We start from the raw sequence: 21594 nt of genomic DNA, 5'->3' as shown, positions 1-21594 counted from the left end.
TTGCTTTGATCTGGGGATTTAAGTACCGTGATTTTTCGAAACCGTACGTATTGCGCTCGCCGTTTTCCCATGACATGGCCGTGCGTTTGTGCGACAATACGAGGCGAAAGCAGACGACTCGCACGTGAGGTATTGATTACATGTCAGCCCAGTTCAACATTCTGGCGGCAGACCCTGCCGCCGTTGCTCGCTTGCAGCAAGATCTCGGCTTGCCGCATTTCGTGGCAGCCACTCTTGTTGCGCGCGGTATCGGGGATCCCGAAGCCGCTCGGGAGTTCCTTTCGCCTTCGCTTGAGCGCGATTGGCTCGACCCGTATCTCATCCCCGGCTTATCTGACGTCGCCGACGCGCTCGAAGCGTGCATCAAAGAGCGCAAGCACATCGTCGTGTTCGGCGATTTCGACCTCGACGGTATCTCGGCAACCGCTACGCTCACCCGCGGTTTGCGCGATCTCGAAGCGCACGTGACGCCGTTCATCCCGCTGAGGTTCGAAGAAGGTTACGGGCTTTCGGCCGGTGCGTTCGAGCGCATCCAAAAGCTTGAACCCGATTTCATCGTCACGGTCGATTGCGGCATCGCCTCGAAGGCCGAAGCCGAGATCGTCAAAGCGGCCGGCGTCGGCCTTGCCATCACCGATCATCATGAACCGGCCGATCTCGTGCCCGAGGGCGTGCCGGTGGCCGATCCCAAATGCGAGACGGATTGCCCGAGTTCCATCTTGGCGGGCGTGGGCGTTGCGCTTAAACTCGTGCAGGTGCTCGGCGGCCGCCTCGGCAAGCCGCACCTGTGGCGCGAATACACCGATCTCGCTACGCTCGGCACGGTTGCCGACCTCATGCCCATGCGCTCCGAAAACCGTGCGCTCGTGGCCGATGGGCTTGCGCGCATGAACAAAGAACCCCGGCCGTGCATCGCCGCGCTTCTGGCAACGGCGGGCGTGACCGACAAAGAGCTCACCGCCACCAATATGAGCTTCTCCATCATTCCGAGGCTGAATGCGGCAGGCCGAATGGGCGATGCCCAGGCCGCGCTCGACCTTCTGCTTTTCGACGATTTCGAAGAGGCGAGCAGGAAAGCCGAAGAACTCGAAACCATCAACGATACGAGGCGCACCATCGAAGCGGAGCTCTCCGAAATAGCGAAGGTGCAGGCCGCCGAGCTCTACCACGGCCAACGCGCGCTTGTTGTCTCGGGCGACGGGTGGCACGAAGGCGTGAAGGGCATTGTTGCGAGCAGGCTCGTGAACACCTACGGTGTGCCGGCTTTGCTGTTTACCGTCGACGGCGACGAAGCGCGCGGATCGGGGCGCAGCGTCGGGCAGGTGAATCTGTTCAAAGCCGTTGAGGGCCTCGGCGATCTGCTGACGCGTTTCGGGGGACACGAAGCGGCCGTGGGCGTCACGCTTCCGGCCGACAAGCTCCCCGAATTCACCGAGCGCTTGTGCGCCTCGCTCGACGAGCTTCCGCCCGACAGCTTCCACCCGCGCATCGAGATCGATGCGTGCGTTGACCTTTCGGAACTCACGCTCGAAAACGTCGAAGCGCTTGAGCGGCTTGCGCCTTTCGGGCAGGAAAACCCGGTACCGCGGTTTCTCGCGCGCGACGTTACGCTTACCGGATGCCGTGCGGTCGGCTCTGAGAAGAACCACTTCTCCTGCCAGCTTTCGGATGGCAAGCAATCGGTGTCGGGCATCATGTTCCATTGCTCCGATCTTGAAAGCCTCATGCATTGCGACAGCGTGGTCAACGCGGCGTTCGAGGTACAGATCGACGAATGGCGCGGAAGGCGCTCGGTCAAGGCCATGCTCAAATCCATCGCGCCCGCCAAAGCCTGCGCAGGCCTCGAAGCGTGCCTCAATCCCGAAAACGTAAGCTTTGTGGGCGATCTGTACGCCACGAGCGATGCCGAAATATGCTCCGATTGTCGGGAAAGCGCCGAAGCCATCGAGGCGTACGAGGCGGCTCGCGAGAAAAACCGCGCGGCCTGGAAAGAGCGGGCCGCGCACGATCCCGCATCGCTCAAGAAGGCCGTCGTCGAGGCTCTCATCGGCGAAGGGCAGTTGCACGCGTCGCAGCAGGAGGTGCTCGATGCGCTTGCCGACGGCGCGTCGACGCTTGCCGTCATGGCAACCGGGCGCGGAAAGTCGCTCACCTTCCAGGTGCATGCCGCTTGCGAGGCGCTGCTGCACAACGCGGCGAGCCTATTCGTGTACCCACTGCGCGCCCTGATTGCCGACCAGGCGTTCCACTTGAGCGAGGCACTCGAGCCGTTCGGCATCGCTTCGGCGGTCCTCACCGGTGAAAATACGCCGGAGGAACGGCGTCAGACGTTTCAGGCGCTCGCCGACGGCACCTGCGATATCGTGCTTACGACCCCGGAATTTCTTGCCTACCATGCCGACGAGTTCGCCGCAGCGCGCCGCATCGGGTTCGTCGTGGTGGACGAGGCCCATCACATCGGGCTTGCCAAGGCGGGCCAACGCGTCGCCTACGCCCAGATGGGAGCGCTTATCGCCAAGCTCGGCGATCCGGTGGTGCTCGCGCTGACCGCAACGGCGAGCGCTGATGTGGCCGATGCGATCACCTCGACGCTCGGCATCGAACGTACCGTGCTCGATGCCACCCGGCGCACTAACCTCGATGTCGACGACCAGCGCAACCTCAAGAACCGCGAAAGCTATCTTGCGAACATCATCGCAGGTGGCGAGAAGACGGTCATCTACGTGAACTCGCGCGAGCAGTCGGTCGCGCTCGCCCGCGTGCTGCGCAAGCTCGCACCCCATATGGCGCCGCTTATCGGGTTCTACAACGCAGGGCTTTCGCGCTCCGACCGCAAACGTATCGAAGAGCTGTTCAGGACTGATGCTCTTGCGGTGCTGGTGGCCACCTCCGCGTTCGGCGAAGGCGTGAACATACCCAATATCCGCCATGTCGTGCTCTACCATATGCCGTTTAACGAAATCGAGTTCAACCAGATGAGCGGTCGTGCGGGACGCGATGGCGCAGCTGCGGCCATCCATCTGTTGTTCGGACGCGGCGATGCATCCATCAACGAGCAGATACTGCGCGATATGACTCCCGACCACGATTGCCTCGCCCAGGTGTACCGGGAACTGAGGCGCATGCAGAAGGAGAGCAGCGAAGCGTACTTCACCGCAAGCAACGCCGAGCTTGCAACGATTGCAAGCGAAAACCAGCATATGCCGGTAAGCGCTGCGTCCGCCGCGTGCGGAGTGGCGGTGTTTCGGGAACTCGGGCTCATCGAAACGCATACCGCCTTCGTTTCGGGGGAATCGATGCGCTCGATTCGCGTGCGCAACACCGACAGCAAAGTCGAACTCACCGACAGCGTACGCTATCGAGAAGGGCTCGGTGAGCGCGAGATATTCCATTCGTTTCGCGAATGGGCTATAAAGAGCCCGACGGAAAAACTGCACAGACGCGTCTCGGGACCGATTCTGCCCGACAACGCGTGCTGACGATATACGGAAGGAGGACGCATGGAGCAGTCCGAGCACAAAGCAAAGCGCCGCTCGGGGCGAGCAGCGACGAAGGATGTCGTCGTACCTGCCGCCTTGCATGCGATCCCCGATGCCGAGGATGATGCTGCAGAAAACACGCTGCCTGCAGCTGGTGGTAAATCCGCTGCAAAAAAAGCGCGTAAAGGAAAAGAAGAGCTCATCGGCGAGCCCGCTAAGCCTGCGAAAGCGACCAGGGGGGCTCATGCGGGGGGCGATGGGGAAGAGCTTCTCGGCCGACCCCGTGCGACCGAGAAGAGCTTCGCGCCCGAAGCGAAGGCCTCGCGCCTGAGGCTCGAAACGCCTGAGATGCGCTTCGCCGAGCTCAAGCGCCAGACATCGGCCTACCTGAACGAGCCCGACGAAGAGCTGCTCGAGAAAGCGTTTCTGTTCGCCCGCGACGCTCATGCGGGGCAGTGCCGCAAAAGCGGCGAGCCGTTCATTGCGCATCCGGTCGAGGTGGCGATCATCCTCGCCGATTTGCGCATGGATGTTGAGTCCATCTGCGCTGCACTTCTGCACGATACCGTCGAAGACACCAAGGTGACAAGCGAGCAGGTGGCCGAAGAGTTCAACCCCCAGATCGCCCAGCTCGTGGACGGGGTTACCAAGATCACCCGCATCGAAGTGGAGAGCCTCTCCGACGAACAGGCCCAGACCATCCGCAAGATGTTCGTCGCGATGAACAAAGACATCCGCGTCATCGTCATCAAGCTCGCCGACCGGCTGCACAATATGCGCACGCTTTCGGCGCTCAAAGAGGACCGCCGCATCTTCAAATCGCGTGAAACGCTCGAGATATACGCGCCGATCGCGCACCGCCTCGGCATCAACTCCATCAAGTGGGAGCTTGAGGACCTTGCGTTCTACTACCTCGAACCCAACAAGTTCAAACAGGTTTCCCGTATGGTTACCGAAAGCCGCGAAGAGCGCGAGAACTACCTTGAGCAGATCATCGACATCCTTCACGGCGAGCTCGACGGGGTGGGCGTGCAGTCCCAGATCATGGGTCGCCCGAAGCACCTGTACTCGATTTACCAGAAGATGACGAAGAAGGGCAAGGGCTTCTCCGAGATATACGACCTCATCGCCGTGCGCGTGATCGTGAAATCGGTGAAGGATTGCTATTCGGCGCTCGGAGCGGTGCACTCGCTCTGGCATCCGATGCCCGGCCGCTTCAAAGACTATATCGCCATGCCGAAGTTCAACATGTACCAAAGCCTGCACACGACGGTCATCGGTCCTGCCGGCCGTCCGCTTGAAGTGCAGATACGCACCGAGGACATGCACCGTACAAGCGAGTACGGCGTAGCTGCCCACTGGCGCTACAAGGAGAAGGGCAAAGACGATCTGGGCCTCGACCAGCAGCTCGCGTGGTTGCGCCAAATGGTCGATTGGCAAGACGAGACGAAGGACTCCCGCGAATTCCTCAAATCGCTCAAAGTCGATCTCGCTCCCAACGAGGTGTTCGTGTTCACGCCGAAAGGCGAGGTCATGAGTTTGCGTGCCGGATCGACGCCGGTTGATTTCGCCTACGCCATCCATACGGAGGTGGGCAACCATTGCGTGGGTGCGAAGGTGAACGGCGCGATCGTACCGCTCACCTATGAACTCCAGCTTGGCGACCGCGTGGAAATTCTCACGCAGAAAAGCGCCAGCCCTTCGCGCGACTGGCTGAACCTCGTGAAAACCCCCTCGGCTCGCAGCAAGATCCGTTCGTACTTCTCGAAGGTGAGCCGCTCGGACGATTTGCAGGCAGGGCGCGACAAGCTCACGCGCGAGATGCGCAAGCACGGCCTCGGCATCTCGAGCGCTCAGAGCATGCGCGCGATCAAAACGGTGTCCGAACACCTCGGCTACAACGATCCCGACGACATGCTCGTCCAGATCGGTACGAATAAAGAAAGTGCCACGCACGTTTCGAACCGGTTGCTGAAGATACTCGTCGACCGCGCCGAGAAGGATGCGGAAACGCCGGGGTTCGGCTCGTCGGACATGTCGACGGGCAAGCTTCCGCCCATGCTCACGAGCGTGAAGCGCCCCAAGAAGCACGAGGCGCACACCTCCAATGGCATCGTCGTCAAAGGCATCGACGACGTGCTCGTGCGTTTGTCGAGGTGCTGCAACCCAGTGCCGGGCGACGAGATACTCGGGTTCGTCACGCGCGGCCGCGGCGTGTCGGTGCACCGTGCCGACTGTCCGAACGCGCAGGATCTCATGCAGCATCCCGAGCGCATCATCGAGGTTTCGTGGGAAAACGAACCTAAGCAGAACGCATCGTACAAGGTCGAGGTGTTCATCGAGGCGCTCGACCGCATGAACCTTCTGCGCGATGTCGCCGTCGTGCTCTCGGATATGGGTGCAAACGTGCTTTCCTCGTCGACGACGTCGCATCGCGATGGCATGGTGGAGATGCGCTTTCTGTTCCAGGTTTCCGATATCGCCTACATCGACAAGATAACCGCCAAACTGCGCAGCATCGAAGGTATCTTCGAAGCGCGCCGCATGCTGCCCGGCGAAACGTCGCGCAAAAAGAACAAGTAACCGAAAGGACGCGTCTATGTATACCGTGAACGGAGCTTGTCTCGATGTCGAGTTCGTCGTGCTCGGCCCGATAGCGAACAACACCTACCTCATCAGCGACGGAACCGCAACGCTCGTCGTTGACCCGTGCTGTGACGCCCCGACCATCCTCGAGGCGCTTGGCGAGCGCTCCTTAGATGCGATCGTGCTTACGCACAGCCATTTCGATCATGTGGGAGCGGCGCGTGCGCTCAAGGATGCAACGGGTGCGCTTGTGATCGCCTCTGAAATCGATGCGCCGCTCATCGACGGTACAGCTCCCAAGACCCGGGAGAGTGGAAGAACCGAACCGTGTCCGGTCGACTCCAAGGTGGCCGACGGCGATATCGTGGAAATCGGCGGCATGGCATGGAAGGTCATCATGACGCCTGGGCACACAAAGGGCAGCATGTGCTTGTTCATCGATCCTCGGTTCGGGAACCACCCCGAGGGAGCCCCTGTGCTCATCTCGGGCGATACCCTGTTCTGCGCTTCGATCGGCAGAACCGATTTCGAGGGCGGCAGCATGGACGACATGCGGGCATCTTTGAAGCGGCTCGCCGTGCTCCCCGACCAGACTATCGTGTTGCCGGGCCATAACGACCTTACGACCATCGGCGCGGAGCGCAGGCGCGTGTTCGCCCAGTACGCTTAGCAAAGCGTTCGGCGACTTTACGAGAATTTTACACAGAAGACCGCATTCCCTCGAAAAAGCGGGGTATGCGGCCTTTCCCTTTGTTAAGAATACGTTAAACTAATGCCTTGTCTGCGCCACGGATAGACGCGGTTAAGCATCGTCGGAAGGTCGTACGTTGGTCATCGAATGGAGTGTATTTCTCTCCGAACTTATGTCCAATCCCGCTTTGGTTGCGGTAACCCTTTTGAACATCGGCGTCATCGTCGTCAACGGCGCTACCGATGCCCCGAACGCCATCGCTACCGTCGTCGGCACGCGGTGCATGTCGGCGAAGGCCGCCATTATCATGGCTGCCGTCTGCAACTTCTTCGGATTGCTCGTCATCACGCTCGTGTCATCGGCAGTCGCCAACACCATCTTCCATATGGTCGATTTCGGGGGAGATCACCACGCGGCGCTCATCGCGCTTATGGCCGCTATGGTGGCCATTATTGTGTGGGGCGCGGCGGCCTGGTTCTTCGGCATACCCACGAGCCAGAGCCATTCGCTCATTGCGGGCCTTACCGGTGCGGCCATTGCGCTGCAGGGTGGCCTGGCTGGTATCAACGGGGCGGAGTGGATGAAGGTCATCTACGGCATCCTGCTCTCGACGTTCATGGGCTTCGGTTTCGGGTGGCTGTGCGCGAAAATCATAGCGAAATGCTGCTCCAGGGCCGATCGCCAGAAGTCCGACCACGTGTTCAAATGGGCGCAAATTGCCGCCGGTGCTGGCGTGGCGTTCATGCACGGCGCGCAGGACGGCCAGAAGTTCATGGGCGTGTTCGTGCTCGCCATCACGTTGGCAACGGGGGTCGGTCAGGCCGATCAGATGATCCTTCCGGTATGGCTCATGATTTTCTGCGCGCTCAATATGGGGCTCGGCACCGCGATCGGCGGCAAGAAAATCATCAAGAGCGTCGGCATGGACATGGTCAAAATGGAGAAGTACCAGGGCTTTGCAGCCAGTTTCGCGGGAACGGTCTGCCTTATCATTGCCACGTTCGCCGGACTCCCGGTTTCGACGACGCACACCAAAACCACGGCCATCATGGGCGTCGGCGCTGCAAAGCGAAAGAGCGCGGTCAAATGGGGCGTTGCGGTCGATATGGTGAAAACCTGGGTGCTCACGTTTCCTGGGTGCGGTCTTCTCGGCTTCGCAGTTGCCAAGCTGTTCCTCATGATTTTGTAAGGAGTGAGACATGGGTAAGAAGAGCAAGAGGTTCGATTACTTCGATGCGTTCGAGCGTCAGACGGCGCTTGCGGTCAAGGAGTCGGAACTCCTCATCGAAGCCATTGAGAATTTCACGACAGCCGAGGCGGTCAAGGACCTCATGCCGCGCGCTCAGAAGATCGAGCACGAGGGCGACGAGATCAGCCACGACATGTACACGGCTATCGCGACCGACTTTATCACACCCATCGAGCGCGAAGATATCATCTCGCTTACCCAGTACCTCGACGACATCGTCGACTACATCGAAGATGTGCTCCAGCGCTTTTACATGTACGATATCCACTTCATGCATGACCGCGCTCCCGAGTTCGCGCGCATCATCCATAAGAGCTGCAAGGCGCTCGACCACGCAATGGAGGATTTCCGCGACTTCAAGAAGTCGAAGACGTTCAAGCAGTCGATCATCGACGTGAATTCCTACGAGGAAGAAGCCGACGAATACTACATGGACACGATCCGCGAGCTGCACACCAAGGATCGCGAGAACCCGCTGCGTGTGCTCATCTGGTCGCAGGTGTTCGCCCGCATGGAGAAGGTGACCGACGCGTGCGAGCACGCAGCCGACACCATGCGCACGATCATGCTGAAGAACTCGTAAGCTTGCGCCTGCCCCCAGGCGATTCGTATTCGCAGAGTCGGACGTTTACCGGTTGAGGGAGTCTTCGGGATCGGGCGTCTGCGGCTCGAAGGGGTCTTTGGGCTCCGACAGCGTATCGTCGCGGATTTCAGAGAGATCTTTCACGAGGATGCGGTCGCTCGGGTCGCTCGGTTCGACGTGGCGGGGGGCTGCGGATTCGCCTGCCCGACGGTTTCGCAACCTGATGAGCTTACCGCTTTTCTGAAGCTCCCGCTCCTTCTCGCGCTCGATTTTGCCTTTCGGCGGCCGAACGCGGCGTGCGACGCTTTGCACGGGGCGCGCGACGGCTTTGGTGACCACATCCGAATAATCGCGGGGCGGTTTCGTGCGCCATCCGAAAAACAGCGATGCGTAACGCAGGATGAGCACAAGCGCGACGCAGGCGAAGGGGGCCCACTGCTCAAGCAGGTGGTTCTGCCTCATGAGGGCGTAGACGGCCGAACCTACGAGCGCCGCCGAGCCGTAGAGCGTTCCCGCCTGGAACGCCTCGGGTTCTCGGTTCATGAACACATCGCGCATGATGCCGCCGCCCACAGCGGTTACCGTGCCGAGGATGATCGAGGGAACGATGTCGAGGCCCGCAGAAAGGCCCTTGCCCACGCTGAGCACGGCCCAGAGCGCAACCGAGATGTTGTCGAGCAAATCGACGATGGGGTCGAGGTAGGTGGCGAGCTTGCCGAAGTAGAACACCACGACGCCCGCGACGGCGCAGGCTAAGATGAGCGTCGGTTTCTGAAACGCATAGATGCCGTAGTTCTGCAGCAGCACATCGCGGATCACGCCGCCGAGCAGCCCGCAGGTACACGCGATGCACACGGTCCCGAAAATGTCGTAGCGGGCACGCACCGCGCTCATCGCACCAGAGATGCCGCCGGTTAGTGCGGCGGCGAGTTCGAGCCAGAAGGGGACGGGGAGGACGGTTTCGAGCATGGCGCTATTCGTCGTCTACGACGGTAAGCGTTGCGGTTGTAGGCTCGCCCGAAAAGTCGAGATCGCCCGTTATGGTGCGGGCGGCCTCCACATCGAAGTTCTTCGAAGCGAACGATGCGATGTTCCCCTTCGCCGTTTCCTGCGCCTCTTTGAATATGTCCCAAAAATCCTGTGTGCTCGTTTCTTTCGTGAAGGGGTTTTCCCATACGGCGTGCTCGTGGTTGCCGAACTGGCTTTCCATGATTTTGACCGGCCGATGGCTCATCGAGCGGAAGAACGAGTACGGACGCACGAGCTCCTCGACTTTGCCGATAAGCGCGCGCTTCGCTCCATTGGGCGAATAGAAGGCTCGCTGGACGAACCGGAAGTTGCGAACGGCGGTCTCGAACATGTTCGAGGGAATGAACAGGCCGTACACGGTCATAGCGACATAAGCGTACATCTTCGATATCGTCTCGAGTACAAAGTCGCTCGCTTTGAGGATCTCGACCGAAGGATCGAACGAAGCGATGGTTTGATGGCGAACCGTGTACAGCACCATCTCGTCGAACTCGCTTTCGATCGTGCCGTGCACCTCATGCCCGTCTTCGCGCGAGAGGCCTTCCACGCCTGCATCGCATACGGCGTACTCGTTTGCGAACACGAGCGGGTGCATCGACGAGTCGAGCGTGTAGTGACAGAGAAAGCCAAGCGCATAGGCATACCCGATGGGATATTCGTCTTCCGAAAGCACTGAGAGGGAATCCTTGAACGCCACGATAAGCTCGCTCGGCTTCACGTTGTGCATGGTCGAGCCAAGCTTGTGAAACGCACGCAAGCTCGGGCTGATCACCGTATAGAACAAGGGATCGGGCCCCTGGTTTCCGAGCAAAAACGCTTCGTATTCATCGCGCGTTTCGCCGATGGTCTCATGAAGCTCGTGGTAGACATCCTGACCGAAGAAATCGTGGGTTATGATTGCCGGCATCAACGGCCTCGCATTCTTGTCGATTATTTTACCGAAGCGCTGTTCCCCATCATATACAATTGGAGTAGAGTTGAAAACGTACACGTTACGCTCTTGTTGAAAGGATCATACGTGGCCAGACTGAAACTGACCAAGCAAGAGAAAAGCTGGGTTTTGTACGATGTGGGAAACTCAGCTTTTGTTTTGCTTGCTACGGCGCTCATTCCCGTGTACTTCCAAACGCTTGCCGAGCCCGGTTCGTCGGTGGTGGTTGCATGGGGGTATGCCGAAACGGTCGCTTCGCTTCTGCTTGCGTTGCTGATGCCGATTCTCGGGAGCATCGCCGATTTGAAGGGGAACAAGAAGAAGTTCTTCATCGGCAGCGTGGGTACCGGTGCCGTTGCGCTTGCGGCGCTGGGGCTGCCCACCACGGCGTTGCCGTTTTTGATCGTGTACGTGGTAGCGTCGATCATGCTCAACGGCTCCATGGTGTTCTACGACGCGTTCCTTGTCGATGCGGCGGCGACTGACGAGCGCTACGACGAGGTTTCGTCGCAGGGCTACGCGTGGGGCTACATCGGCTCGTGCATACCGTTCATCCTCTCGCTCGCCATCGTACTCGGGGGAGGCGCGATCGGCATCGATATGGCGCTCGGCATGAAGATCGCGTTTCTCATCACGGCTGCGTGGTGGGTGGCGTTCAGCATCCCGCTCATCAGAAACGTGCACCAGACTCACTTCAAGGAGCGTACGGCTCACTTGATCAAAGACACGTTCTCGGGCCTTGTCAGAACGCTCAAGACGATATTCAAAGACAAGCAGCTGCGCCTTTTCATGCTCGCGTTCTTCTTTTACATCGATGGTGTGCACACCATTATCAAGATGTCCACGAGCTACGGTACCGATCTCGGCATCGATGCGACCCAGCTCGTGCTTGCGCTGCTCGTGACGCAGTTCGTCGCGTTTCCCTCGGCTATTATCTACGGGAGGCTTGCGGGTAAGGTGGGTACGAAGCGCATGCTGCTCGTGGGCGTGTTCGCGTATCTGTGCATCACGCTGTTCGCTGCGTTTTTCCTCAAGAGCGCTGCCGAGTTCTGGATGCTCGCCATTTGCGTGGGGCTGTTTCAAGGCGGCATACAGGCGCTCTCCCGCTCGGAGTTCGGCAAGCTCATCCCTAAAGAACACGCCAACGAGTATTACGGTTTCTTCGACATCTTCGGCAAGTACGCGGCCATTATGGGTACGTTTCTCGTGTCGGTGTTCACGCAGATGACGGGCAACCCCTCGCTCGGCGTGCTGTCGATCGCCGTGCTGTTCGTGGTGGGCTTCATCCTTCTGTGGCGGATGCCGGAAGCAGGGAAGTAGTCAGCAAGCGCGCCAAGAGTATGACAGAGAGCAACAAAAAGCGTTGCTTACAGCGTCGTCTTCGGTTCGTTAGTGCGATCTTCATCGAGAATCGTGGTGCGCTGATCGCCCCAGCTGCGCTCTTTTGCTATAGTGTAGGGTCGTTGGCTCGGTATTCAGAAAGACGAAGACATGTCGCTCATAGTTGCAAAGTTCGGCGGGACATCGGTTGCATCGCCGGAGCGCATCCAGATGGTTGCGAAACGCCTCATTGCGAGTAAGCAGGCGGGAAACCAAGTGGTTGCCGTCGTATCCGCAATGGGCAAGACCACCGACGAGCTGGTAGGACTTGCGCGGGCACTCAACACCGATCCCCCGGCCCGCGAAATGGACCGGCTCCTCTCCACGGGAGAACAGGTGTCCATGACGCTTCTGGCTATGGCCATCGAAGCGCGCGGATACCGTGCGATGAGTTTCACGGGCAGGCAGGCGGGCATCGAAACCGATTGCATCCACGCGCGTGCCAAGATCAGCTGCATCCATGCCGACCGCATCAAAGAGGCGCTCGACGAGGGCTTCATCCCCGTGGTCGCAGGCTTTCAGGGCATCGACCAAAACGGCGATATCACCACGCTCGGGCGCGGTGGATCCGATACGACGGCGGTTGCGGTAGCTTGGGGCATCGGTGCCGACGTATGCGAGATATATTCCGACGTCGACGGCGTGTATACGGCCGATCCTCGCGTTGCGCCGCGTGCGAAGAAGCTCGACGAGATCAACTACGACGACATGCTCGAGCTTTCGAGCGCGGGTGCGGGCGTGCTGCAGATGCGCGCCGTCGAATTCGCCCGCAAATTCAACGTGGTCATCCATTCCCGTTCGGCGTTTTCAGACTCGATGGGAACGTTCATCAAGGAGGCGACATCTTCCATGGAAGAAGCGGTCATCACCGGCATCGCGCACGACACGTCCGAGGTCAAGGTGACCATCCGCGGCGTTCCCGATATGTCCGGCGTTGCGGCGAAGGTGTTTTCGGCGTTGGCGGGCAATTCGGTCAACACCGACATGATTATCCAGAACATCTCGCAAGACGGCATAACCGACATCAGCTTCACGTGCCCTGGTGCCGATCTGCCCCGTGCGAAGGAAACGCTCGAACGCATTGTCGGCGAGATCGAAGCGCGTGAGTATCTTATCGATGACGACATCGCGAAAGTGAGCCTTGTCGGCACCGGCATGAAGTCGAGTCCCGGCGTCGCTGCACGGGCGTTTACGACGCTCGGCGAAAACCAGATCAACATACTGGCGATCTCCACTTCGCCGATCCGCCTTTCCATGGTGGTCGACGCAGCTCAAGCCGCCGCCGCCGTGCAATGCCTGCACAGCGCGTTCGGGCTTGATTCGGACAGCGTGTTCGAGGAGACGCAGCTTTCGGCCGAGGAAATCGCGGCCAAAATGCAGAAGGGCCGCTAGACGTTTCGCACGAAAGCGGCGCATGTGAGAAGTGCGCCCGGTTTCGCGCTGGGAGGAGTAGATAATATGGGTTGGAACAAGGATATGCCTGCGAATCCCGTGGTCGCCATTGCGGGTGCTACGGGTGCAGTCGGCCAAGAATTCATGCAGGTGCTGCACGATCTCGATTTTCCCGCATCCGAAGTGCGGGCACTCGCTTCGGCGCGCTCTGCCGGCAAGACGATCGATTTTGCGGGTTGCGGGCAGGTGGGTGCAGGAAAGCTCGTCGTGCAGGAAATGACTCCCGAATCCTTCGAGGGCGTCGATATCGCGCTGTTCTCGTGCGGGGCGGGTATTTCGAAAGAGATGCGCGAAGCCGTCGTCGCGGCGGGAGCTGTGATGATCGACAATTCGAGTGCGTTTCGCATGGACGAAGACGTGCCGCTCGTCGTACCCGAGGTGAACCCGGGCGATGTCGCGTGGCATTCCGGCGTGATCGCAAACCCGAACTGCTCGACCATCCAGATGGTGGTGGCCTTAAAGCCGCTTTATGACATTGCTCCCATCAAACGGGTTGTCGTGTCGACGTACCAGGCGGCAAGCGGGGGAGGGGCGCCTGCAATGGAGGAGCTGTACAGCCAGACGAAGGATTTCCTCGACGGCAACGAACTCACTGTCGAGGTGTTCCAGCATCGCATCGCCTTCAACTGCATTCCCCACATCGATGTATTCATGGACGACGATTCCACGAAAGAGGAGTGGAAAATGGTCGTCGAAACGAAGAAGATCATGGGCGACGAGAGCATTGCGGTCGCGGCGACGTGCGTGCGTGTGCCGGTGCTTCGCTGCCATGCCGAATCGGTTAACGTCGAGTTCGCGGGTGAGGTGAGCGTTGAGGCGGCGCGTGCGGCGTATCAAGCCGCCGAAGGCATCACGCTCATGGACGACTGCGCTTCGAACACCTACCCGATGCCCGGATTGCTCGCGGGCACGAACGATACGTACGTCGGGCGCTTGCGTGCGGATACGACGGTCGAACACGGCCTTGCCCTTTGGGTGGTCGCCGACCAGATTCGCAAAGGTGCCGCCCTCAACGCGGTGCAGATCGCTCAACTTTTGCTGCCGTAAAAGCGTGCGTGGGAAGCCCTCGACGAGCCCGCCTTTGTGCGGGCTTTCTTCGATCTGCCACGGTTGCGGATCGGATGTGTCACTCGCCAACCGTTGAGCGGCATCGTGCAGCGGTTCGGACCGAAGGCCCAAGCGTCGTTCTCGATTGATCTCACGGAAAATACGTTTGAACAGGCACCATAGTAAAGTTCACATGAATTATGTGACGGGGCGACCGACTTGTCTGCCTACAATGGCGCCATCCGCTCGGCGAACGCCCGGCAGCAAATGCGGCGATGCACATCATCGCCGTGCACCAGACTCAGGGGCAAATCGCGCGCGGAAGGCAAGACGAGAGAAAACATGAAGGAGGGAACATGACGAGAATGGAAAGCTCCGCATTGTCGCGTCGTACGTTCGTGAAGGGCTCGGCCCTTGCAGGACTCGGCGTTGCGGCCATGGGTAGCACGACCCTGTTCGGGTGCTCGTCCAACGAACCGAAAAGCGAAGGAGGCGCCGCCGGCGGCGACCAAGCCGCACCCGTAGAGGAGAAGATATCGTGGGGTCATTGCGCGATCAACTGCCCCGGCAGGTGCAGCCTCAAGTTCCATGTACAGGATGACGAAGTCGTTTGGGTCGATACGTACACGAGCAAAGATGCCGATTTCGACGATCCGCAGCCGCGTGCATGCCTGCGCGGCCGCACGTACCGCCGCTGGATGAACCATCCGGACCGCTTCAATACTCCCATGAAGCGCGTCGGCAAGCGCGGCGAAGGCAAGTTCGAGCCGATCAGCTGGGATGAGGCGATCGAGACCGCAGCGACGAAGCTCAAAGAGGTCATCGAAACGTACGGAAACGAAGCCGTGTACGTCCCCTACGCGACGGGCGTTTCTGCGACCACGTCGCGCCCGTTCAACCGCTTCCTGAATCTGGTGGGCGGGTACCTGAACTTCTACAACAGCTATTCGACGGCCCAGATCTCGTGCATCACGCCCTACATGTACGGCGCGAAAGGCGCGGGCGGCAGCTCGTTCAGCGCTGCGGAAGACGCTGCGCTTATCCTGATCTTCGGTTCGAGCCCGACCGAAACGCGCCAGGGCGGCCTTACGACCCATTACGACTGGGTGCACTTGCGTGAGCGCACGGGTGCTAAGATCTACGTCATCGACCCGCGCATGAACGATTCGATCATGGGCCATTCCGAGCAGTGGCTTCCCATCAATCCCGGTACCGACGCAGCGCTCGTTGCCGCCATCGCGCATGAGCTCATTGCGAACGATATGATCGACCTCGAGTTTCTGCACACCTACTGCGTAGGCTACGACGAGGAGACCATGCCCGAGGGCTATCAGGGGCAGAACCTTTCGTACAACGCCTACGTCATGGGCACCGGTTACGACATGGTCGAGAAGACCCCCGAATGGGCTGCTCCTATCACTGGCATCTCGGCCGATCGTATCAGAAGCCTCGCTGAAGAGATCGGTACCACCAAACCGCTCTACGTGAACCAGGGCTGGGGTCCGCAGCGCCGCAGCAACGGCGAATGGACGGCGTGGTCCATCATGGCGCTGCCGTGTCTTGTCGGCCAAGTCGGTCTTCCGGGAACGAACAACGGAACGCGCGAAGCGCGCAACAGCCCGACGCTTTCTTCGCTTCCCGCCGGCGAGAATCCCGTAGAGACATCCATTCCGTGCTTCCTCTTTACCGATGCCATCGATCACGGTACCGAGATGACGGCTAAGAACGCGGGCGTCAAAAAGGCCGATGCGCTCAAGACCAACATCAAGTACATGATCAACTACGCCGGCAACTGCCTGACGAACCAGCATTCCGATATCAACAAGGCGCACGATATTCTTGCCGATGAAAGCAAATGCGAATTCATTCTGGGTATCGATACTGTGCTTTGCGACACCATGAAGTACGCCGACATCATCCTGCCTGACCTGTTCCGCTTCGAGCAGACTTCGCAGATTGCAACCGGCTCGGATTGGGGCTACATGATCACCGGCACCGCGTGCACGTCGCCGAAGTTCGAGCGGAAATCCGCCTACGAGATGGCTTCGCTCATGGCTGAGAAGTTCGGCGTGCAGGATCAGTTCACCGAGGGTAAAACCGAAGAAGACTGGATCAAAGAGCTCTACGAGCAGTCGCGTGAGAAAGACGACACGCTGCCTACGTGGGACGAAGCAGTCGAGATGGGCGTGTACACCCGCGCATACGATCCGGTTATCTCCATGAAGAAGTTCCGCGACGATCCCGTTGCGAATCCGCTCGAAACCCCCTCGGGTAAGATCGAGATATTCTCCGCCAAGGTGCTCGAGTTCACCGACGGATGGGAGCTCACCGAAGGCGACACGTTGCCCGGCATGGATACGCTTCCTGCGATTCCCGCCTACATTCCCGAGTGGTTCGGCGTTGAGACGACGACCGAGGAATTCCCGCTCGTGCTGAACGGCTTCCACTACCGCGGTCGCATCCATTCTTCATGGGGCGGCATCGAAGAGCTCAAGGAAGTCAATCCTCAGGAAGCCTGGATCAATCCGGTCGACGCCGACGCGCGCGGCATCGCTCAGGGCGATACGATCCGCGTGAAGAACCAGTTCGGAGAAATCGAGCTTCTGGCCAAGGTGACGCCCCGTACGGTTCCCGGAACGGTCGCGGTATCGCAGGGCGCATGGCACGATGCCGATATGGCGGGAGATCGCGTGGACAAGGGCGGCAGCATCAACACCTTAACGACGCAGCGTCCGTCGCCGCTGTCGAAGGGCAATCCGCAGCACACGAACATCTGCCAGGTTTCCAAGGCGTAAGCGGCGAGTAGAGAAAGGGTGATACAGTATGTCTCAACAGGCATTTTACTTTGACGGCACTCGCTGCACCGGATGCAAGACGTGCGAGATGTCATGCAAGGATTTCAAGGATCTCGGTATGGGCGTTGCATTTCGCAAGGTCTACGAGGTGACGCTTGGCGAAACGACCATGGATGATCAGGGGGCCGTGAGCACGACCTGCGTGAGCTACCCGGTTTCCATGGCCTGCAATCATTGCGATTCCCCGGCATGCTTCGGGGCCTGCCCCCAGGGCGCGATCGTCAAGGACGCCGACACGGGGTTGGTGACCATCGACGAAGAGAAGTGCATCGGCTGCGACGCGTGCATCGAGGCGTGTCCGTACAACGTGCCGGTGCATGACGACGACACAGACAAAGTCGTGAAATGCGACGGCTGCGCCGAGCGCGTGGCGGCAGGCGAGAAACCTGTATGCGTCGAAGCATGTCCGGCCCGCGCACTCGATTTTGGAGCCGCTGACGATATGGGCAACATGGGCGAGCGTGCAGCGATTGCACCGCTTCCCGATCCGTCCGAGACGCTGCCGAACTTCTTTGTGAAAGCTTCGGCCGATGCGGTGCCGGCTGATGCAGCGGACGCCATGATCGCCAATCCGCTAGAAGTGATGTAGGCGCAAGACCAGAGGCGTCGATGAGGCTGGCTGCGACGACAAAGCGGCGTGGCCGGCCTCAGGTGTTTTTTAGAAACGGGGCGTGCGATGAACGACGTCCCGTTTCGCGTATGTCCGCCGAAACGCACGCACGCAATTTTGTTCGCATCGGGCATCGAGTCCGTCTATACTAGGGGGCTATCGAAAGCGCACGGCGGCAAGGAGGTGACGGCCTGTGGAACAACGAGCGTTTTTCTTCGACAGCACCCGTTGCTCGGGTTGCAAGACGTGCGAATTCGCATGCAAAGACGTATGCGACCTCGATGTTGGCGTAACGTATCGAAGGGTGTATGAGTGCGGCGGCGGCGAGACGGTGCGCGATGCGACGGGTTGCCACGCGTCAACGTACTTCGGATACTATATGTCGGTGGCGTGCAACCATTGTTCAAATCCAATCTGCGTCAAGGTGTGTCCGACCGAGGCCATGCATAAAGATGACGAGACAGGATTAGTGGACGTTGACAAGAAGCGCTGCATCGGATGCGGCTATTGCCACCTGTCCTGTCCGTACCATGCGCCGAAAGTCGATCGCGCGAAAGGCCATTCTGTCAAGTGCAATGGGTGTGCTGACCGCGTGGCGGCGGGAGACGATCCGGTTTGCGTTGAAGCCTGTCCCTCGCGTGCGCTTGCATTCGGCACTGCCGAAGAGATGGCGCGACTTGGCGAGCGGGCGAACATCGCTCCGTTGCCCGACGCTTCTGCAACCGCGCCCAATCTGTTCATCAAAGCTTCTCGCGATGCGCTTCCTGTGGGGTCGCGCGAGGTGATCGTATCCAATCCGCTTGAGATCCGCTGAGGTCTCGCCGCGGTCTTCCAAAGTGCCAATCGCCGTTTTCGGGGGAGAGTGCGAGCATCGTAAGAAGCGCTGCTCCGCACAAAGCAACCAAGATGCCGAAAACGGTTCCGACAGCTACCATCATGGTAAACCTCCTCATTCCGTGCTCTCATTGTAGGGAAGACGGTGTTAACGGGGCATTAAGGTTGCTTCATGCAGATTAATGAAGCGTTAAGAGCGTTGTTTACGCATTGCGGTCTGGACGGATGCGCCGATGGAGCCCTTCGAATTCGATACATTGGAGCGTCGCTATCGCTTGGATTAGGCCGGCTTAAACAACGTTTTCGAAGCTGCGGCACTTGTCCGAACGGTTTCGCAATCGTGTGCAAACCGTGTATGGAAATATGCTCCCAATCCAGTCCTCTATACTGAGAACCAATTCGAGTGAGGAGGTACGATGGAAGAGGAGCTCAAGGGTCTCAGCTCTTCAGATGTCGCTGCGCGGATTGCCCGCGGCCACGTGAACGTCGATGCGTCGGTGAAGACGCGCTCGATCAAGCAGATCGTCGCCTCCAACATCTGCACGCTGTTCAACGCGATCAACTTCGTACTTGCGTGCTTCGTGCTCGTCACCGGTTCGTACAAGAACATGCTCTTCATGATCGTAATCGTGCTCAACACGGCAATCGGCATCGTGCAAGAAATCCGCTCGAAGCGCACGACCGATCGGCTGAGCATCATCGCAAGCTCCAAAGTCGAGGTGATCCGCGACGGCGTCAAGCAGGAGATATCAGTCGACGAAGTGGTGCTGGGCGACCTGATCGTACTCGGCCGCGGCGACCAGATACCGTCGGATTCTTTGGTTGTGCACGGAACCTGCGACGTGAACGAGAGTCTGCTTACCGGTGAGAGCAAGCTCGTGCGCAAAGAGGCGGGCTCGACGCTCATGAGCGGAAGCTTCGTGAACGCAGGCGTGGTGTATGCGCAGGTCACTCATGTGGGTGCCGATAACTATGCCGCTAAGATCAGCGCCGAGGCCAAGGAGCACAAAGCCGTCTACTCCGAAATCATGAACAGCCTGAACGGCATCATCCGGTTTGTGAGCATCATCATATTCCCGCTTGGGGCGGTCCTGTTCGCCCGAGAATACTTTACCGGCGCTTTCGTCGAGCTCAACGATGCGATACTCTCGACGGTAGCCGCACTTGTGGGCATGATTCCCGAAGGTCTCATTCTGCTTACATCGACCGTCCTTGCCGTAGCGGTGGTGCGTCTTTCAAAAAGCAAGGTGCTCGTTCAGCAGCTGTACTGCATCGAAACGCTCGCTCGCGTGGATACGCTCTGCCTCGACAAGACCGGTACGATCACTACCGGAAAGATGGAAGTCGACCGCGTGGTCACGTTGGGGGACTGCGGCATCGATGAGGCCGATGATGCGTTCTATTCGATTGCCGATGCCGATGAGGATCCCAACGAGACGGCGCAGGCGATCATCGAATACTACCAGGATGTCATCCCCGGGCCTGATGCAGCCCGTGCGCGCAAAGGTCGTCCGCGTTCGACCAGCCATGCGGCGAAGAAGCACGGCATCGAGCGCGTCATTCCGTTTTCTTCCGATAAGAAATGGTCGGGGGCGGTGTTCGACGACGGGTCGAGCTATGTTATGGGAGCTGCCCAGTTCGTGCTCGGCGACGCGTACGGCACGGTTAAGGACCGCGTCGAAGAGCTTGCCCGAAACGCGCGCGTTATGGTTCTTGCGCGGGTCGAAGGGTTTGACGACGATGGCGCGATGCGTGGAAATCCTCGGCCGCTTGCCCTCATCGCCATCAAAGACCAGATTCGATCGACGGCGGTCGAAACCGTGCGCTACTTCATCGAGCAGGGCGTCGATCTCAAGGTGATCTCGGGGGATGATCCGCGTACCGTTTCGGGCATCGCAAACATCGTGGGCATTCCCCATGCGGAATCGTACGTGGACGCGACTACGCTCCTGTCCGATGCGGCGCTCGAGAACGCCGCCACGTGCTACCACGTATTCGGCCGCGTTACGCCCGAGCAGAAAAAGAAGCTTGTCGGCGCACTGCAGGCTGCGGGCCATACGGTTGCCATGACGGGCGATGGCGTGAATGACGTACTGGCCCTCAAGGCTTCGGATTGCTCGATTGCTATGGCCGCGGGTTCCGATGCAGCACGCAACGTGGCGCAGCTCGTACTCGTGAACAACGATTTCGCCTCGATGCCCAAAGTTGTTGCCGAGGGCAGGCGCGCCATCAACAACCTGCAACGTTCGGCTTCGCTCTTCCTTGTGAAAACGGTGCTTTCGATGGCGCTTGCCGTGTGCTTTATCATCCTGCCGTGGCAGTACCCGTTCCAGCCCATTCAGATGACGCTCATTTCGGCGTTTACGATCGGGTTGCCCTCGTTCGTGCTCGCGCTCGAGCCCAACAAGGATCGGATCAAAGGAAAGTTTCTCGTCAACGTGATCGTGCGCTCGCTGCCGGGATCGCTCACGGCCATTCTTGTCGTGCTCGGCCTCAACATCGTTTCGTATACGGCGCTCGGGCTGGACTACGGCCAGGTGTCCACGATGTGCGTGCTTGCAACGGCATGGGTGGGGCTCTTGTTGATCGTGCGTATTTCGTATCCGTTCACGCCGATCCGCATCGCGCTGATCGCAGTGGTCGTCGGGGGCGTGATCTTGGGGTCGACCGTATTCGCAAACTTGTTCGGCATCGAGCCGTTCACTCAGACCATGATCGTTGCCTTCGCCGTTGCGGCGGTGGCTGCCGTGCCTGTATTCAACCTGCTCTACAGCGTACTCGGTTCGTGGCATGCGAAGCGGCAAAGCGAGCTTGTGTAGATAACCGACGTGCAACGGCGATAGGCTTCGGGGAAACCGGCGATATAAT

Annotated in this window: 14 protein-coding genes; 12 read left to right on the top strand and 2 right to left on the bottom strand. The window is 59.4% G+C overall.

The window, feature by feature from the left end; genetic code table 11:
• Window positions 1–140: 140 nt before the first annotated feature.
• From recJ to FJE54_RS01605, 5 genes are all read left to right on the top strand, one after another.
• Window positions 141–3479 carry a single-stranded-DNA-specific exonuclease RecJ gene (gene recJ / locus FJE54_RS01625; RefSeq protein ID WP_139650897.1) on the top strand — a complete coding sequence of 1113 codons (3339 nt, stop codon included), beginning with the start codon at window positions 141–143 and terminating at the stop codon, window positions 3477–3479.
• Between the two features lie 21 nt (window positions 3480–3500).
• On the top strand, window positions 3501–6062 hold the full coding sequence (locus tag FJE54_RS01620; protein WP_255467160.1) for a RelA/SpoT family protein: 2562 nt from the start codon (window positions 3501–3503) through the stop codon (window positions 6060–6062).
• Window positions 6063–6078: 16 nt separating this feature from the next.
• Window positions 6079–6735, top strand: coding sequence for an MBL fold metallo-hydrolase (locus FJE54_RS01615; protein WP_139650895.1), 657 nt, complete (start codon window positions 6079–6081; stop codon window positions 6733–6735).
• Between the two features lie 157 nt (window positions 6736–6892).
• Window positions 6893–7945, top strand: coding sequence for an inorganic phosphate transporter (locus tag FJE54_RS01610; protein WP_139650893.1), 1053 nt, complete (start codon window positions 6893–6895; stop codon window positions 7943–7945).
• A 10-nt stretch (window positions 7946–7955) separates the two neighbouring features.
• A complete protein-coding gene (locus FJE54_RS01605) occupies window positions 7956–8588 on the top strand; it encodes a DUF47 domain-containing protein (RefSeq protein ID WP_139650891.1) in 633 nt (210 codons plus the stop codon).
• A gap of 45 nt (window positions 8589–8633) precedes the next feature.
• Here FJE54_RS01605 and FJE54_RS01600 read toward each other — a convergent pair whose 3' ends face one another.
• Both FJE54_RS01600 and FJE54_RS01595 read right to left on the bottom strand, forming a co-directional pair.
• The gene (locus FJE54_RS01600) at window positions 8634–9557 is read right to left on the bottom strand and encodes a trimeric intracellular cation channel family protein (RefSeq protein ID WP_139650890.1); all 924 of its coding nucleotides are present in this window, start codon (window positions 9555–9557) and stop codon (window positions 8634–8636) included.
• Between the two features lie 4 nt (window positions 9558–9561).
• Window positions 9562–10524: a zinc dependent phospholipase C family protein gene (locus FJE54_RS01595; protein ID WP_139650888.1), complete on the bottom strand. Its 963-nt coding sequence runs from the start codon at window positions 10522–10524 to the stop codon at window positions 9562–9564.
• Window positions 10525–10635: 111 nt separating this feature from the next.
• Between FJE54_RS01595 and FJE54_RS01590 the strand changes: the two genes are divergently transcribed.
• From FJE54_RS01590 to FJE54_RS01560, 7 genes are all read left to right on the top strand, one after another.
• A complete protein-coding gene (locus FJE54_RS01590; protein WP_180326494.1) occupies window positions 10636–11868 on the top strand; it encodes an MFS transporter in 1233 nt (410 codons plus the stop codon).
• Window positions 11869–12039: 171 nt separating this feature from the next.
• Window positions 12040–13320, top strand: coding sequence for an aspartate kinase (locus tag FJE54_RS01585; protein ID WP_139650884.1), 1281 nt, complete (start codon window positions 12040–12042; stop codon window positions 13318–13320).
• A gap of 66 nt (window positions 13321–13386) precedes the next feature.
• Window positions 13387–14427, top strand: a complete 1041-nt coding sequence (locus FJE54_RS01580) for an aspartate-semialdehyde dehydrogenase (RefSeq protein ID WP_139650882.1) — start codon at window positions 13387–13389, stop codon at window positions 14425–14427.
• Window positions 14428–14783: 356 nt separating this feature from the next.
• On the top strand, window positions 14784–17222 hold the full coding sequence (locus FJE54_RS01575; RefSeq protein WP_139650880.1) for a DMSO/selenate family reductase complex A subunit: 2439 nt from the start codon (window positions 14784–14786) through the stop codon (window positions 17220–17222).
• A 28-nt stretch (window positions 17223–17250) separates the two neighbouring features.
• Window positions 17251–17871 carry a 4Fe-4S dicluster domain-containing protein gene (locus FJE54_RS01570; RefSeq protein ID WP_139650878.1) on the top strand — a complete coding sequence of 207 codons (621 nt, stop codon included), beginning with the start codon at window positions 17251–17253 and terminating at the stop codon, window positions 17869–17871.
• A gap of 214 nt (window positions 17872–18085) precedes the next feature.
• The gene (locus FJE54_RS01565; RefSeq protein ID WP_139650876.1) at window positions 18086–18706 is read left to right on the top strand and encodes a 4Fe-4S dicluster domain-containing protein; all 621 of its coding nucleotides are present in this window, start codon (window positions 18086–18088) and stop codon (window positions 18704–18706) included.
• A 436-nt stretch (window positions 18707–19142) separates the two neighbouring features.
• Window positions 19143–21545 (top strand): HAD-IC family P-type ATPase, encoded by a 2403-nt coding sequence (locus tag FJE54_RS01560; RefSeq protein ID WP_139650875.1) that lies wholly within the window; start codon window positions 19143–19145, stop codon window positions 21543–21545.
• Window positions 21546–21594: the final 49 nt, after the last annotated feature.

The organism is Raoultibacter phocaeensis (assembly GCF_901411515.1).
GTDB classification, from domain to species: Bacteria; Actinomycetota; Coriobacteriia; order Coriobacteriales; family Eggerthellaceae; genus Raoultibacter; species Raoultibacter phocaeensis.
The sequence above is the reverse complement of the archived record's forward strand: the minus strand, read 5'-3'. Positions and strand labels throughout refer to the sequence as shown.